This is a genomic window from Paenibacillus planticolens (assembly GCF_013141725.1).
GTDB lineage: Bacteria > Bacillota > Bacilli > Paenibacillales > NBRC-103111 > Paenibacillus_E > Paenibacillus_E planticolens.
In genome coordinates, this window is record NZ_WHNZ01000029.1 from 1 (window position 1) to 15,992 (window position 15,992).

Below are 15,992 nucleotides of genomic sequence, written 5' to 3' on the forward strand. Positions count from 1 at the left end.
CAAATATTCCCAGTCATGGTAAAAATCAAAGACAGCGATAGACAATACTCATTCCCACATTTGCCGTATCATATATTGTAATGATTTTTATGTGAACTTTAATCAGCTATCCATTAAGCTCTAACGGAGAACGATAGCTCAACACAAACATAATGAGGCCGCCTCGGGATAGATCGGGCGGCCTCATTAAGCTAAAGGGCAGATTACGCAAATGAATACACTTCCCTTACCTGGACAAATTAATTGTGATTGGTGGATTTAGGTATAGGAAGGGGAAATTATCTTGAAGGTTTTAATTTTCTTTGTCATCCTACTTTCAATGGTCGGAACACAAACCACTTTTTGTAATGCACTTGGTGAGAAGCCAATTGAGGACTCAAGGGAGCTGCAACTTCAAGATATGCTGGTTTTGCTTTTACTACCCCAAATGCGAGAGAAGCTTGCTGGGGTATATTCAGGTGTACTTTCAGCACCGGGCTCCCCAGATATTTATCCTTATTTTGTTGATGTGACGCACACCGAAAGGGTCAATGGTTTCCGTGGCTTTGATTTTTTAATTACACTTGATGCGCGCCCAACAGTTGGCCCTCACATTCCAATCGGTGAAGATGTTTTTACATATAGGATCTCAGCTGCTGGGGTCGAACTGAAAAATTTTGAACATCTTAGAGGACCGAATAAGGACGACTTCCCCAAATATTACCAAGATCTATTGAAGTAACGGATATTATAGCTTAATAACAACATGAAGAGGCAGCCAGTCCAGGTGGATTGGTTGCCTCTTCTCAAGTAACGGGCAGCACCCCTATTGTTAAGAATTACGAGATTTGGTGAACAAAATGAAAACGAGCGGACGTTCTACGAGCGGATGCTGACGAGAGATTACCCCGAGCGGCCCATCAAATTTACAATTAGGATATGAATGGATGATTGTGTACATCTACTTGTCGACCGACGAAGAGAGAGAGCAGCTCCTGAACGGGAGTTGATCTCTCTCTTTATCTCTGCCTCTCCCCATTGGCAGGAAAATTTATGTAGGTCAGCGAACTTCCTTAGTATTGAAATTAGGGAGGAACAAATCATGAGTGAATTCACCGCAGGAAGCCTTATTCGAAATCCATATCGCGGCGCAGTCCAACAGCACAATCCCCTGCTTGTCAAAGAGCTGAATGAGCAGTGGACCGTATTTTTCACCTCAGGGACGGGCGTCAGCGAGATGGTTCCGGCAGATGTGGCGGCGATCTCGCAGCATCTGCCGGTGCTGTACTTCTACAATTTTGAGGACCATGGCTGGGGATTCACCCTTCTTCATCAAGGCGAAGCCGTTTCTGCATTCGACTTTTCGTACGAGCAAGAGGAAGTCGATCTCATGAATTATGTCCGGGACAAATTTCCGGATCAGGATGCCGTCGAACTACTATATATCAGCCCCGATTCCGATATCTTCAAGGAGTCCATGATGATGGAAATGGACCAGCAACGAAGTGGGATCGACCGGGTCCAGGCGATGCTGAGGCAGCTGGATGTGGGTGCCTTTGGGCTCTTCGAGCTCGGCACCGCGGAGATGGAGCAGCTTCGGCACCTGTTTGATGCGGAGACCATCGCCCAGCTCGAGCGCCGGCACGCCATGGTGGAGGACTTCAAAACCATTCTCGGTATCGAAGAAATGAGCTGGATCCGCGCAGATCGATTGGAGCGGCTCGAATAACAAAAAGGAAGCAAGGCAGACTCTGCTTTGCTTCCTTTTTGTTATTCCTCTTTATTGTTGCTCCATGGATACGTGCTACGCATGGAAGCCATAACACTACCACTCGAAGAAACATTGAAATACCTGGATAGAAGCATACTATGAAATCATTAAATTTAATAAGATGCCCTGTTGGACTAAAAGGCAGAAGAGTTAAAACAACTTTAATTGAAACAAGGGTATTTGAACTGCTTACAGAATACTTTAAAGAATCGAATAGTATTTTTATGAGGAGTATAAATGTCTTTGATATTTAAACCCTTAAAGAAGGTGAATTCGTGGATTATGATAAAATCAAAGAGCTATTAATAAATAGATTTGTAGGTTGGGATATATACTATGAAAAATCAGGAGTTACTTTTTGGTTAAGTTTGAATGACGGTAAGTTAAATTATTTTGAAATACAAATAGTACCTGGCGTAGGAGTAGGTTTAACAAACAGAAAGAATATTCTCTCTAACGATATTTCTATGAACAGTCACGATGTAGCTTTTGACACATTTGATGAAGCAGTAGATTATCTTGATATGCTTATTCAAAGCTAATTGTTTGCTTTACTAACGTAAGAACTATAGTTTCATAAACAATATAGACGCGGCTGCCAGTAAGAAATGGCAGCCGCGTTGTGTTAACTGGAAGGATTTTGATATTGGGTTTACGAATAATATCTCGTAAATAAGACTTTAGTGAGAAGCGTAGTTGAATGTATCTTAGGAGGAAAAATGATCAAAGCAAATGTTGAAATATTCTTAGAGCACATTGAAGAGATCTTTGGTACGGATTACAAAATCAGTAAGTTCGATGCCAAGGATAATGGAAAACCTATATATTTATTCACATATAAGGATATTCCTGAGAAAGGAATGCAAACTTTTATTACGTATGGGCTTTCTGAAGGTGAGCATCCCGAATGGTTAGGGGGAAAACCGGAATTAATATTAAGTCTTGAAGCAAGTGATCCCACTTGGGGTGAGGCTATAGCATATCTTGCCTCTGAAAGAAGAGGCATAAAAAGATTTTCATATGGGGATTTTTTCACCTTTGAAGAACCTATAAGTGTGGAATCTAAAATGTCAGGATTCTTAGTTTTTTCCCCATCAATACTCGATAAAGATAGTATAGAAATTCAAACAAACGGTAGGTCAATATTTTTAACTGGGATGTATCCGATCTATATCGAAGAAGTTGAATTAATTCAGGAAGTGGGAATAAAACAATTTTGGTTTACTCCCGGATTTGATTTATATAAAGTTGATAGAATAAATCTTGCTTTAAAAGAAAATTTATAGATTGGGTACGACCAACTAACAGTTTTATAACGGATTACGATAGCACATCACTTGAATAAGCTGCCGGCATACTCGGCAGCTTATTCAAGTAACGGGCAGGAAAGTTCGAAATAAGAAATGTCTGACTATGGAGGTTAGTAAGATGGCACCTGATGAAATTGAATTGTTTTTTTCCTGGAAATATGATGATGAATTAGGTTTTGACCCACTGGTGTGTATAGAACTAACTAATTCTCAAACTTTAATCGCGTATATTCATGACTGGAATGATCCTCTTGAAAAAGATTACATTTATATTCAAGAAGAGGACGACAGTTCTGGACGTCTTCCAATTAACATTATAAAGAGCATCAATTGGCTAAATAATTTATCATTACTGAACTAACGGAAACTTTAATCCAATCACGACATGAAGGCAGCTGGCGCGTGAATAGGTCATCAGTCGAGTTACTGGAGGTAGTACTTTGAACTTAGAAAATCAAGAATTGCTTTTCAGTATTTTCCACGATGGCGGTGTAGGAGACATCAAGAGTACCGCTGATGGGATCGAATGTACAATCGACATAATATTTCTTGCAGAACGAATTAAGCCTCATTTTAGAGGCATCATCATAAAGCTTATTTATCCTGCTGAGTTGTACTTAGAAGACGTTGACACGAGTGAGATAATTCGAGAGTTTGATGAACTAAACGAATTTGATATTGAAATTCTAAAGACACACATTAGTGAGGATAAGGTAAAGATATTTTGCAGTATCAACGGAGGCCAATGTTTCGGATATCTTTACGTTAAGGCAAGTGAAATTTACGTTTATGACTCCGAGTGGAACTTGATTTCACTTGAAGGCTTAAAAACAATTTGTAACCATTATTGGGATGACTTTAGTAAACGTACTCTCTGATTATTGAACTATCTAGGAACGGTTGGGGATTACGATAACGAGAGAACGTTGGTGGAATACTAACATTGGAGCAGCCGGCCAGAATGATCGGCTGCTTTTTCATTGAAATAAGGGTAGATAACTTCCAAAACATGGTAATATAACAATATACATTTAATCACGAGTGGAGGGGTAATGTGGAAACAAACTTAGAGAAGAAGATAAAAAAAATTTGTATCGACCTTTCAGTGAAGTTAAGGGGGAATCAAGCTGGTAATGGGAATGCTTTAATTGACTACTCATTAATTGAAGAACTTCATTCAACTTTAGATGTATACAAGGAATCCATTCATGATGAGAAGATGGTTTCAAAAGAAATGGTATTTGCCCTTTTTTATACTTGCAGCAGGTTCTATATACAGAGTACATACTCTAATAATGCTGAGGAGTTAATAAAAGAATTCAATAAATTACAGTATAAACTGCTTCACGATGTTTTCGGTAAATTCGATAGTTAGTATATGTATCTTTTAAAACCATTGAACTAACTGGGAACTATAGCTTAATAAATCACTAATGAAGGCAGCCGACATTAAACGGCTGCCTTTTCCCCGCTAACGGGTAGTAGAGTGTGATAAGATAGTGGTAATATATTAAACAAAGCTGAGAAGGGGTGGAATTAGTTAAAACATTTTGCATTTTTGTGGTGTTGTTATTATACATATTTCTTATTATTTCACCGAATAAAAGCTTCGCATTGGTATGTTCTGAAAGTGATGAACCAAAAGAATTATTTAAAAGACACGATTCGGTCTATATTGGCAAAGTCAAAGAGACAACATATGAGAACGTAGGTTCAATTAATCCAAAAAGCAGGGTAACATTTGAAGTCAAATCTGCATTGAAAGGCGATAACAGAGAAAATGTTACGATTGTAACTACCGCTGGTAGTGAATTTTTAAATGGTAAAGAGTATCTTGTGTATGCTTATAAAACAACGAAGAAGAATTACTTATATAAGTATGAACAAGGAGAATTAGCGACAGATACCTGGTGCGGTGGAACAAAAGAATTATCGCTTGCTAGTTATGACCTTGAAGAAATAGCTGAATTGAAAAAAAAGAATGAAATTCTTAATTATATTAAGGTTGTTTCGTTTGTTATTATTACGTTATTAGTGATATTAAGACGAAACCAGTACGGAAAACGATAATTAAACTAACTGGGAACGATAGCCTATTAAAGTATTGTATAGCGATTTTATCCTTTTCTTAATTGACTTGAAAGTCATCTATTTGTCAAGCAATAGAGGGGTAGTTCTCAAAATTCCCGTAACAAAAAAACGCTAACGCTTGGATCTCCAAGTGATTAGCGTTCTTTAAAAGCTGAATAACATGGAATCACACGTTCTTAGACGCCTTCCATCAGAAAATGAAATAACCGATCGGCATCTTCCGGCTCGTGCGCGAAGATTTCAAGTTCTAAATCCAGATTTCTGGCTTCTTTAAATAACTTGCTTAACCCCACGTACTGACTCAATTTTGACTTTAAATTTAATCGGTCCCCGTCCTTGCTGACGAGTTCAACTGTCCCTTTGCACTGGTCCAAAACTTCAAGAAAACCTTCTACATTTTTCAAATGATAAATTTTCATCCTGTCACTCCTTCTGTCACTCCTTCGCATGAGGTTTGGAAAATGGTTGGCTCGATGCGGATCTGACTTTTTATATTTCTGTAAAAAGGAGTGAATAACCTTCTTCGAACAAGCCTGCCGTTCATTTTTGTAAGCAGACGCATACGACTAGTTTTATCAAGAACCAGCACACTTAAACATCCGTTCCCTGTTGATTTATTCAATCAAATATCAAATTTTTTATAAGTCTTCACGCTTAACTACAGGCGGCAGCCACAAAATCATACAATAGCTGTCCATGTAGCCAACCATCATTTAAAGGAATTTCTTTAAAAGAACAGGAAAGTTTAATCAAATACAAGAATAATTAATAATGGTCGTTTCTACACTAGTTAAAGTATTCTAGAGGAGAAGTCCAATGAAACCAAGTACGCAGGAACTAGCTGAAATTGGTACTAACTTAGGATAGATATAGTTAATGTGGGGAAATTTGTGTCATTAGACAAGGAGATTGACGACTGACTGTGTGTACTGAAAATAAAGTTTTAGACTGAGAAAATAAAGTATTAGACTCACGCGGCGGCGCTCAACTAAAGGGCAGGATAATTGCAAAGGTATGGTATAATATTTGAATCAAAAAATGAAAGGAAAAAACAACTTCCATGAAGAATTTTATTATTATTGGAGCGAGCAAAGGATTAGGTGATGCCTTTGTTAAAAGATTGCCAGAAATCGGTGATAATGTATGGATAGTTTCTAGGAGTTATCCTACTAGTTTAAACATTAACGATGGAATCAATAGATATTGGATAGAAGCTGATTTATCGAAAACTGATGCATACAATCTGATTGCGAATACAATAAATGGCCACATCATAGACGTATTAATATTTAATGCAGGGATATGGGAGAGCAACGGATTTAGAGAAGACTATGATTTTGAGAAAGATGACCCAGATGAAATTTCAAGAATCATAAATGTGAATGTAATTGCCGCAATTACATGTATACAAAAGCTTATACCGAATTTAAAAAAGTCGGCTAACGCAAAAATTGTTTTAATTGGTTCTACTGCAGGACTTGAGAATAATGATTTTACACAAGTTTCATTTGTAGCGTCTAAGTTCGGTTTGCGAGGTATTGCCAATTCCATAAGGGAACATGTTAAAAAGTTTGGAATCGGTGTAACTTGTATAAACCCTGGTGAAATTGCTACGCAAGTTCCTTTAGAGGATGGAATTGAAAAAGTCTTGTCAGCCTACAATTATACACAAATCCCCCTTCAAGATATCGTTTCATTAGTTAAATGCGTCATAAGCCTTTCCAAAGCTTCTTGTGTAAAAGAAATAAATATCCCAGCAATGTTTGATGCGAATGCATAGTCAATTATGTTTAATTAAGTTAACGGATAACATTAGTTCAAAATAAGGAGCGAACCGCTGCAGCCGGCGTTTGCTCTCTTTTTTTATATAGATAATGGAACAAAAAGGGGAATACGGGTTCGCTTTGTATCTGTAAGTGAATACTTGTCGAGCAACACTAAAAAAAGCAGGATCGAGGAATGCTCTCATCCTGCCTTCTTGCGTGCTATATATTTTCTAGTGCACTAAACTTTCTATATCCGGCTGCAATTTGGTCCGCAGAACATACAGCATGATGGCGCCAACAAGGAACGCGACGGCATCCGCAATGACGAGCGACCAGACCACCCCGTGGAAGCCGTTCATTCGATTGGTGATATACAACACAGGAATCAGAGTAATTCCTTGAATAACGGACATAATAAAGGCGGCGGTTCCTTGCGCTGTCGCTTGGAAGATCCCCGTAAACAATGTGGTCGTTCCTGAAATGAACAGGGATAAGAACGTTACATGAAGAATGTAGCTGCCCATTTCAATTAGTTGAGGGTCATTCGTAAATAAACCAATGAGGTGGTCGGAAGTCAGATAGACGATGACACCGAACACGACTGCTAACCCCACAATCGCTTTGGTTGTGAATCCAATGGTATGCTTCATGCGCAATTTATTCGCTGTAAAAGAGTAGGCAATCAACGGCACGACGCCCTCGCATAAACCCATCAGAATAAACTCAGGAAATTGCAGTAAACGTGATGAAATTCCGAACCCGGCTACGGCCTGATCCCCATATTCGACAAGAAAGTGGTTCAAGACGAGAGACATTGCACCTAAGAAGATACTCATAATAAAGACGGGAACTCCGATTTTGAAAACATTGCTGAGAATGTCCTTGGTCATCTTGAACCATTTTATGGAGACGGTTAAGAATTGGCTCTTATAGCCCAAATGGAAGGCGTAGAATGCACTCGCAACCAAGTTAGAGATAACCGTAGCAGAGGCAACGCCGATCACGTCCCAATGGAAAACGAAGATGACTAGCGCATCAAGAATAATATTGACAACAACACTGAGAATCATACCGATCATCGACGTGATTGCCGAACCCTCTGAGCGCACGATGTTCATAGTCCTTCGTGAATCCGAAAGAGTCAGGCGTTGCCCCAAGGCCATGAACGATTGGATCGATCAACGGGAGACCAAGGGCTATCACGATAAGACCGAGAAGCAAACTGCTGTAAAAGGCGAATGAAGACACATGCTTTACATCATCATATTTTTTCTCGCCTAGTAAACGGGAGATAAATGTGCCGCTACCCATGCCAATCAAATTGCCCAGCGCCATAATGATCGAGAATAACGGCAAGGTTAATGCGAGTGCGGTTAACATAGCCGTATTGTCCAGTGTACCAAGGAAATAGGCATTCAAGATGGAATAGATGACACTCATTGACATGCCTAGCATCATCGGTACAGCGAAGTGAGCTACGGCTTTTGCGATCGGTGCTTTTTCAAAATAATGAAGGTTTTCTGCATCCATGCGGGTCACCACTTTCATCATGTATTTTCGGACTAATCTAACGGTGTTAGATTGAACCTTACAGTGTTAGATGATATCATGAACTTATGAAACTGTAAAGAACAAACTTACACTGTTAGATAAAAGGATGGATACCGATGAAAAAGCAGCAGCCTCAGATTTCGGAGGATAAGATTTTGGAAACCTCGTGGGAACTTTTGGGGGAGGAGGGCATCGAGAAATTCAGCTTGAGACGATTGGCCGACCGGCTGGGGATTCAGGCTCCCTCTCTGTACTGGTACTTCAAGAGCAAGCAAAATCTCTACCAGCGACTAGCTAACCAGGTATCAAAAACGATTCTGGACGAGTTCCACTCCGACGGGGACTGGAAGGAGCAGCTGACAGGACTCGCGGTAACGGTACGGAGTGTGCTCGGCCGGTATCCCTGCTCCACGCAGCTCATGATGATGACGCTGCCCCACGAACCAGACATTATCCGGTTCACCAACCGTATGCTGGTATGTGTGGAATCGACGCCGCTTGAGCAAGAGCAGAAAATGCAAGTGGTTACTACGCTTGTGAACTATATCTTCTACTTTGTTCTAGACGTTTATCAGCATGAGCGTAATGTCTCCGCTATCCTTAAGGAGCAGGGAGTGATTCCGGGTGAGGAGATGATTCGCCTTCTGGATTCCATGAGCGAGTCGGAAGCGGGACTGTTCCGAAGGATGCACAAGAGCGGGCTATTCGATCTGATGGGGTCCGATGGGGCGTTTGAGTTCGGCTTGAAGCTGATTCTGCTGGGGATTGAGCAGGTGATAAAGGAGCAGGAGAAATAGGGTTTAAAAAACGCTAGGACGATAGTACAGAAAGCATATTAATGAGGCCGCCACGGGATTAATTGGGTGGCCTCATTGAGCTATGTCTCAAAAAGCTTAAACACGCAGAAAATGGTAGAGTGCATTTAGTAGACCGAGCGGGTCCTCCTCCGGTATGAGGTGACCGCACGGTAGCGAGTATCCCGTATAATTAGCTGCATACTTTCGCCATAGGTCAAGAACGTCAAATAATTGTCCGACGGTTCCCTTTTGTCCCCATAGGACGAGCAGGGGTTGCTGCGCCTTTAGTCCGTATTGCTCTTTTGCAATAGTAACATCAATGGTAACCGAGGCACGATAATCCTCGCAAACGGCGTGTACGCAAGAAGGATTTCGATAACAACGCAAATATTCGGCATAGGCTTCTGGTGTTACCGCTCCCGGTGTTTTACTTTGAGCAGAAAGATGATTTGCCAAATAAAGAGCGGGCGTAGCGTTTATCATGCACTCAGGTAATGGGGCGGGCTGAATATGAAAAAACCACCAGAAATATTTAGTGGCAAATTCCTGATTGGTGTGAGCGTACATTTCTGTGGTAGGAGCAATGTCAAGGACAACAGCTTTCTCCACGGAATAAGGATGATCTAACATCATCTGAAAAAGAACCCGTCCGCCTCGGTCATGACCCACTGCTTGGAATTGTTTGAATCCAAGGGTGTTCATCACTTGTATTTGATCGAGTCCCATCTCTCTTTTCGAATAACGAATATGGTCTAGGCCCCCTCCCGGTTTGCTAGAGTCACCGTAACCCCGTAGATCAGTGATAACCACGGTAAACTGTTTTGCAAGCGTTCCGGCAACTTTGTGCCAAGCAATGTGTGTTTCGGGATGACCATGCAGCAGAAGCAACGGGGGACCCGAGCCGCCGACAAGGGTGTTAATGATTGCTCCACTTGTGCGAATAAATTGTTGCCTAAAGCCGGGAAAAAATTTTAAGTTCGCTTCATAGGCCGGCGCAGCCGATTGATTAGACGCCATAACCGCGGTGGAAAAACTGCGCCAATCATCTGGAGGAATAAACGGAGAAGTCATTTTGTCATCACCTCTCTTAATTCATATTTCTATTACTGGAACATGATGTTTTAAAGGCTTTATAAATTCACCCAAAGGGCAAATATACAATCAGCCGGCATTTCTATTCCATATAATATTTCCATTACATCATTGAGGAGGAATGACATATGGCTATAGGATTCCCAGGTTCGGGAGCAGGTTTCGCTCCAGGGCTTGGACTTGGTCTCCCAGGTTCAGGGCTTGGCTTTTTTCCCGGCGCCGGTTTTGGCGCGCCAGGTTTTGGTTTGGGTGTAGGTTTTCCAGGCTCGGGAGTGGGTTTCGCTCCGGGACTTGGACTTGGTTTTCCAGGTTCAGGATTAGGTTTTTTCCCTGGCGCTGGTTTTGGTGCACCAGGTGTTGGTATTTTAAGTACGAATAAAAAAAGTACAAATAAAAAACATCGTCATGTGCACAAAGCTAAGCGCTAGAATAATGCAGACCTCCCCTGAGACGGCATTCATATCAATGGCCTTCTTCGGACCCCAGAAATAATGAGTAGGAGCAGTTTGCCACCCGGCATCTGCTCCCTTTTTTATTTTGAAACAAGTGCATTACCGAAGTCTATGGTAGCTACGCTCCCCTTACCTTTTTCCATTGTAAACACGAGCTTAAGTTTCTCAACTTGTGCAATGGGCACCGTAATATCTTGCGCATCTTGCTCATCTTTCACTTGAAAAGTTGCTAAGAGCTTAGTATCTCCAAAGACTTGAAGGATACCGACTTCTCCATCTTGATACTTACTAATGCGTTTATGCATCCCAACAAACCCAGTTAATTTCTTATAAGCACCTTGTATATTGAATTCAATGGATGCTTCTGTCGGCGCTTCTCCGTCGCGCACATGAACAGTACTGCTTAGGCCGTGAATAGCTGTTCTTGTGCCTACGCGAAGAGATTCCCCGACGATAGATTCATTCATATAGATATAAGGCCCATTGGGATCGCTTGATCTCTGAGTAAAATCAAAATCGGCTAAGATATCAGGACTATTCTGAGAAGCGTCCTTATAGGGAACAGATGGATCATTGGCAGTTCCTTTTCTCTTAAGCTCAACGGTTTGTTCTTGTTCAAGCCAACCTACTTCTAAACCAACGGCTTCAGCCACTGCACGTATGGGCAAATAGGTAGAACCGTCAACAATTAGAGGGCTCTGCACTTGGCCATCCGCGCTCTTCGGTGTCCACGGTGCTGCATTTAAAGTAAATCGAATATCACTGTTCAAATATCCTTTAATTTCTTCCAAACTTGATTGTGCTGCAACGGCCGTACTAACACTCGCAATTAGGAGGCTAGCACAAATTAATATTTTTTTCATTGCATGTTCCTCCTGTGTTATCGATAAAGTTTGGCATCGAGCAGATTGATTTTTTGTGGCGAGTTCGCACCATTGCTAAAGGATACAAAAAGCTTATCTACATTTGTAACATCTATAAAAACAGTTCGCGGTTTATCTCCCGGTTTAATCCTATACTGGTTTAGCGTACCCCACATACTTGATATAACAACTGTACTATAGCTGCTATCCGTAGCCGAGCTGTCGTCAACACCGACAATCGCTTCTAATTTCCTGAATTGTCCGCCTAAATCAATCTCCGTATTTTTCAACCAATTCTCCCTATCGGGAGCGTACGTGGTGTATGGACTGAGTGAGAATTGAAGGCCGGATGAATAGGTTTTATTAAACATCATGAAAGGCGATTGAACAATTTTCATTGCAGTCGAAAGGTCTGAGTCTCGAAAGGGACTTATCTTCCGACTGGATAGCAATTCAAATTCTCTGATCGTTTCTTTCTTCAACATGACAATCGTTTTGGTCGCGTCATCCCAATCGACTTTCAATCCTGTAACCTCTGCTACGGAACGAAGCGGCAAATACGTGCTGCCCTCATAGGTAATCGCATCCTGTTTGATTCCATTGGCATCATAAGGCGCCCAAGCTTCCCCTTTTAACATAAATTTGATCCCTTTGTTCACATAGGCAGTGACCTCTTTAGAGTTCGTTGAGGCATACACGGCTGTCGAAAAACTGAAGATAAATAACCCTGAAAGTACTAAAGTTGACGGTTTTCTCATAATTCCTCCTGCTTTTGTAAGAATATATGAGTATATTAACAGGGATTAGCATAAGTTGTCTGTTACTTTAGCAAATCTTTATTAAACTTCCCGACTTTACCAATAAAAGGAACTTTCTTGCCTGATGTGTTGTCTAATCAATTAAAGGGGGGATTACATGAAGAAGAAAATATATATCGTCGGACCTATTGTTGCAATACTAATTATTATGGCTGCTACGAGACCAAGCTCAGAAGAATACCATGCATATCTTAAAACAGTACACGGATTGAATTGTGAAAGTAAAAGTAATGGATGTATGCATACAAACCTCGATTTGATGACTGAACGTATCCTTACCTTACCATTTTTCATGACAGCATCAACATGGATTTTTGGAGAACAGAACAATGAAATACGCGTTTTAGGAATTTTCAACCACTTCTTTGTTTTAGAGAATAAACTTAAACCTAAATAATTTTTTGTGTGAGAAAAGATCAAATTGAGGAATTTCTTCGATGTGTAGAAAATAAGGATGCTCAGGCGGAACTTCAAGATAATGAGCTAACGGGGACGCTAGCGCAAATAACCAGGGAGCAGATCGCCGCGGCAGGCAGCTGTTCCCTTTTTCTTTCATAAAAGAGTTTAAACTTTCTCGGACGCCTTGCAATCCCCTTGTAACTCATTAGTAACTTAGTCATGGTAACTTGTTGTTGAAGAACGCTTTTCTTCTATGCATTTTACAATAGACCGTAGGGAGATGATGTCAACTCAAAACATTGGTCAAACTATTGTTGATATTTTTTGTTGCCCCAAAATGAAAGCGGATACACACCATTTGAAGCGGAGGAGTTTATGATGAAAAAAATGGTTTACAGATGGCTGGTTTGCGCCCTTATGGCGGCCCTATTCATGTCCATCATGCCGGCAGCCCAAGCAGCAGGGAGCTTTACATCACAAACTTACAATAGTAGAACTTATAAAATATACGTTCCTGGCGGTTATCAAAAGGGGACTGCCGTCCCAATGATCGTTATGATGCATGGATGTACACAAGATCCGGACCAATTTGCTGCCGGAACTCAGATGAACACGTTAGCCGAATCCAAAAATTTTATCGTCATTTATCCGGATCAACCGTCGTCCGCGAATCAAAACAAATGTTGGAACTGGTATGACCCGGCCCATCAGTCTCGTGGCAGCGGAGAACCTGCGCTTATTGCGGATATGGTTAATCAAGTGAAGAGTCAGTATTCCATTGACAGCAATCGTGTATATGTGGCGGGGTTATCTGCGGGAGCGGCGATGTCCGTTATATTGGGCGTTACTTATCCGGATATATTCGCCGCTATTAACGTCAGCTCAGGCTTGGAGTATAAATCCGCTACGACCTTGACTGCGGCCAACACCGCAATGATCAATGGCGGACCCGATCCGGTTTCTCAAGGCAATGCTGCTTATTCCGCAATGGGAAGCAACAAAAGAATCGTTCCGGTCATCGTATTCCACGGTACGTCGGATTACATCGTGTATCCTGTCAACGGGAACCAAGTCATCACCCAATGGGCACAAACGAACGATATGGCGTCTGACGGCATAGATAACAATAACATCACCGATCAACCAGACTCTACCCAAAATGGCACGGTATCAGGAGGACGCAGCTATACGGTGTACAACTACAAGGACAGTACCACAGGCAACATCGTTATGCAAAAGTATGCAGTCACCTCTATGGGGCATGCTTGGTCCGGTGGCAGCAGCTCAGGTTCGTATACCGATCCTCAAGGACCGAATGCTTCTCAACTGTCCTATGATTTCTTTATGGCCCATCCAATGAATGGCACTGGAGGCGGCAACGGTGGTGGTGGCGGTGATACGACACCTCCTGTAACCTCTGCCTCACCGGCTGGAAGTACATTCAACGCACCGGTCACCGTTACACTATCTGCTAATGAATCGGCAACAACCTACTATACTCTAGACGGCAGTACACCTACTACAAGTTCTACCATCTACTCAGGTCCCATCACGATTAACGCTTCTGCCACGTTGAAGTACTTCAGTGTGGATACGGCAGGAAACGTGGAGACCATCCGTTCACAAACCTATACGATTAACTCGGCAGGAAACTCATCTACTTTGGCATCCATTGCAGCTGAAGATGGCTTTGCTGGCCAACTTTTAGCTGATGGATTAAGCACCACCGTTCATAAGATTGGCGATAAAGGGATGACGAACGTTGATACCTACAGAACCATTCTCTCATTTGATACCAGTCTTCTGCCGAGTACCGCAACGATCTCTAGCGTCAAATTGCGAATTTACCGCAAATCGCTTTCAGGAACAGTAAACAGCATTAGTCTCGATATTAAAAATGGATTCTTTGGCAGCGTCAGCGGGTTGGAGCAAGGCGACTATGGAGCAGCTGCTTCAGCGACAGGCATCGCGACGATTGCCGTACCAGCTTCCAACAACGCTTATACAGAAGTAAGCTTGCCTTCCAGCGCCTTTACTTACATTAATAAAACAGGAAGAACGCAGCTTCGGCTTAAAGCGTCCACGCCTGCGGACATCACTTCCGATGTTTTGGAGATTTATGGCGGAGAGGATAGTACTTATGCGCCTCAGCTTATTGTAAATTATTAGATAGGACGACTAACAGCCTCTCTAAAGAAATAGCGGAGCCAATGAATCCTGTGGCTCCGCTACTTCATTATTTTATTAATTTATTGGATTAGAGCTAGCATCTGATAGACTTGGCGGTGATCGCCATTCAACCGGACATAGCGACACTGCATTTGGGAGGAACCATCTCCGTCCAAATAGATACCGTCTACTATTCTTCGGTCGCCTAACGTTTCTAGAATGGCTGTTCGGAACTCTGCTATCGTACAGTATGTAGGTGTAACAATCATATACATGTTCTCAAGATTATCATATACAATTGCCGTACGCATACGACTTTCGTCATAAGCAGGCATCTCCTCAGAAATCATATCATTCTCCCAACCAAAGCTATCGTTAAGCCTCATACTGACACCTCCCTGAGCCCAATAATGGTGCTTATCTGTTACAGTCAACTCTCCAGCATTCGTGACTACTTGAATCGAGAACCGTTTAGTGATGTCATCCCAAACGAGTGTTCCACGTTTTAAGTTAGTGTCAACGCCAGTGTTGTACCATCCAGAACCGTAATCACCAGGCAATCCTTTTAGAGGTTGATCGTTAATAACCGCAATGCTTAACAGAGCTCCTTCCCAGAAGAATCCCCCGTTAATGCCGTAGTAGGGAGTTTTCGTTACATTCGTATCAATTGCCTGAAGTCGGATATTATCCGGGGTAGTCCGAATTGTATGCAAGATGACGCCGTTTGAGGCTTTCTGTTTTTCATAATGATAATTACGGGGAAATTTAAAATCGTTTTGATAATAACTAATTAATGAAACAAGCAATACAAAGGTAATAAGAAGAAGAATATGAAAGCGATTGAATTTTGTAAGTAACAGTTGCGATAATCTCGAATTGTTCACAAGTTACTCCTTATTGGATGAAATAGTTTAGGTTGCTTCATTTTTCTAGA

18 protein-coding genes and 1 pseudogene are annotated in these 15,992 nt (G+C 41.6%); 13 read left to right on the forward strand and 6 right to left on the reverse strand.

The features are described from left to right. Positions 1-283: 283 nt before the first annotated feature. The 8 genes from GC097_RS14420 to GC097_RS14455 all read left to right on the forward strand — a co-directional run bounded on the left by GC097_RS14420 (position 284) and on the right by GC097_RS14455 (position 5,130). Entirely contained in the window at positions 284-721 is a 438-nt protein-coding gene (locus GC097_RS14420) for a DUF3888 domain-containing protein (protein ID WP_171684002.1), read from the forward strand. 360 nt (positions 722-1,081) lie between these two features. After that, the gene (locus GC097_RS14425) at positions 1,082-1,708 is read left to right on the forward strand and encodes a hypothetical protein (RefSeq protein ID WP_171684003.1); all 627 of its coding nucleotides are present in this window, start codon (positions 1,082-1,084) and stop codon (positions 1,706-1,708) included. Between the two features lie 317 nt (positions 1,709-2,025). Continuing rightward, positions 2,026-2,292, forward strand: coding sequence for a hypothetical protein (locus GC097_RS14430; RefSeq protein WP_171684004.1), 267 nt, complete (start codon positions 2,026-2,028; stop codon positions 2,290-2,292). A gap of 177 nt (positions 2,293-2,469) precedes the next feature. Further along, entirely contained in the window at positions 2,470-3,036 is a 567-nt protein-coding gene (locus tag GC097_RS14435) for a suppressor of fused domain protein (protein WP_171684005.1), read from the forward strand. A 142-nt stretch (positions 3,037-3,178) separates the two neighbouring features. Beyond that, complete coding sequence (locus GC097_RS14440; protein ID WP_171684006.1) at positions 3,179-3,421, forward strand: hypothetical protein; 243 nt, start codon at positions 3,179-3,181, stop codon at positions 3,419-3,421. Between the two features lie 79 nt (positions 3,422-3,500). Then, positions 3,501-3,938: a hypothetical protein gene (locus GC097_RS14445; RefSeq protein ID WP_171684007.1), complete on the forward strand. Its 438-nt coding sequence runs from the start codon at positions 3,501-3,503 to the stop codon at positions 3,936-3,938. 176 nt (positions 3,939-4,114) lie between these two features. Beyond that, on the forward strand, positions 4,115-4,435 hold the full coding sequence (locus GC097_RS14450) for a hypothetical protein (RefSeq protein ID WP_171684008.1): 321 nt from the start codon (positions 4,115-4,117) through the stop codon (positions 4,433-4,435). 155 nt (positions 4,436-4,590) lie between these two features. Next, a complete protein-coding gene (locus GC097_RS14455) occupies positions 4,591-5,130 on the forward strand; it encodes a hypothetical protein (protein WP_171684009.1) in 540 nt (179 codons plus the stop codon). A gap of 197 nt (positions 5,131-5,327) precedes the next feature. Here the strand turns inward: GC097_RS14455 and GC097_RS14460 are convergent, their stop codons facing one another. Then, a complete protein-coding gene (locus tag GC097_RS14460) occupies positions 5,328-5,570 on the reverse strand; it encodes a polya polymerase (RefSeq protein ID WP_171684010.1) in 243 nt (80 codons plus the stop codon). Between the two features lie 641 nt (positions 5,571-6,211). On the opposite strand from GC097_RS14460, the gene GC097_RS14465 reads away from it, so the two are divergent. Then, a complete protein-coding gene (locus GC097_RS14465) occupies positions 6,212-6,931 on the forward strand; it encodes an SDR family NAD(P)-dependent oxidoreductase (RefSeq protein WP_171684011.1) in 720 nt (239 codons plus the stop codon). Positions 6,932-7,147: 216 nt separating this feature from the next. Here GC097_RS14465 and GC097_RS14470 read toward each other — a convergent pair. Then, positions 7,148-8,447, reverse strand: a pseudogene (locus tag GC097_RS14470) (MATE family efflux transporter). Positions 8,448-8,584: 137 nt separating this feature from the next. Between GC097_RS14470 and GC097_RS14475 the strand changes: the two are divergent. Beyond that, positions 8,585-9,265, forward strand: a complete 681-nt coding sequence (locus tag GC097_RS14475; RefSeq protein ID WP_171684012.1) for a TetR/AcrR family transcriptional regulator — start codon at positions 8,585-8,587, stop codon at positions 9,263-9,265. A 96-nt stretch (positions 9,266-9,361) separates the two neighbouring features. Here the strand turns inward: GC097_RS14475 and GC097_RS14480 are convergent, their stop codons facing one another. Then, entirely contained in the window at positions 9,362-10,336 is a 975-nt protein-coding gene (locus GC097_RS14480; RefSeq protein WP_216625773.1) for an alpha/beta fold hydrolase, read from the reverse strand. Between the two features lie 149 nt (positions 10,337-10,485). Here GC097_RS14480 and GC097_RS14485 point away from each other — a divergent pair, with 149 nt between their 5' ends. Next, positions 10,486-10,785 (forward strand): spore coat protein, encoded by a 300-nt coding sequence (locus tag GC097_RS14485; protein WP_216625774.1) that lies wholly within the window; start codon positions 10,486-10,488, stop codon positions 10,783-10,785. A gap of 104 nt (positions 10,786-10,889) precedes the next feature. On the opposite strand, the gene GC097_RS14490 is transcribed toward GC097_RS14485, so the two are convergent. Continuing rightward, complete coding sequence (locus GC097_RS14490) at positions 10,890-11,672, reverse strand: NPCBM/NEW2 domain-containing protein (RefSeq protein WP_171684013.1); 783 nt, start codon at positions 11,670-11,672, stop codon at positions 10,890-10,892. A 17-nt stretch (positions 11,673-11,689) separates the two neighbouring features. Next, positions 11,690-12,430, reverse strand: a complete 741-nt coding sequence (locus tag GC097_RS14495; RefSeq protein ID WP_171684014.1) for a stalk domain-containing protein — start codon at positions 12,428-12,430, stop codon at positions 11,690-11,692. Positions 12,431-12,587: 157 nt separating this feature from the next. Here GC097_RS14495 and GC097_RS14500 point away from each other — a divergent pair, with 157 nt between their 5' ends. Both GC097_RS14500 and GC097_RS14505 read left to right on the forward strand, forming a co-directional pair. Then, positions 12,588-12,887 carry a hypothetical protein gene (locus GC097_RS14500; RefSeq protein WP_171684015.1) on the forward strand — a complete coding sequence of 100 codons (300 nt, stop codon included), beginning with the start codon at positions 12,588-12,590 and terminating at the stop codon, positions 12,885-12,887. 380 nt (positions 12,888-13,267) lie between these two features. Then, on the forward strand, positions 13,268-15,058 hold the full coding sequence (locus tag GC097_RS14505; protein ID WP_171684016.1) for an extracellular catalytic domain type 1 short-chain-length polyhydroxyalkanoate depolymerase: 1,791 nt from the start codon (positions 13,268-13,270) through the stop codon (positions 15,056-15,058). An 80-nt stretch (positions 15,059-15,138) separates the two neighbouring features. On the opposite strand, the gene GC097_RS14510 is transcribed toward GC097_RS14505, so the two are convergent. After that, a complete protein-coding gene (locus GC097_RS14510; RefSeq protein WP_171684017.1) occupies positions 15,139-15,771 on the reverse strand; it encodes a hypothetical protein in 633 nt (210 codons plus the stop codon). Positions 15,772-15,992 lie beyond the last annotated feature (221 nt).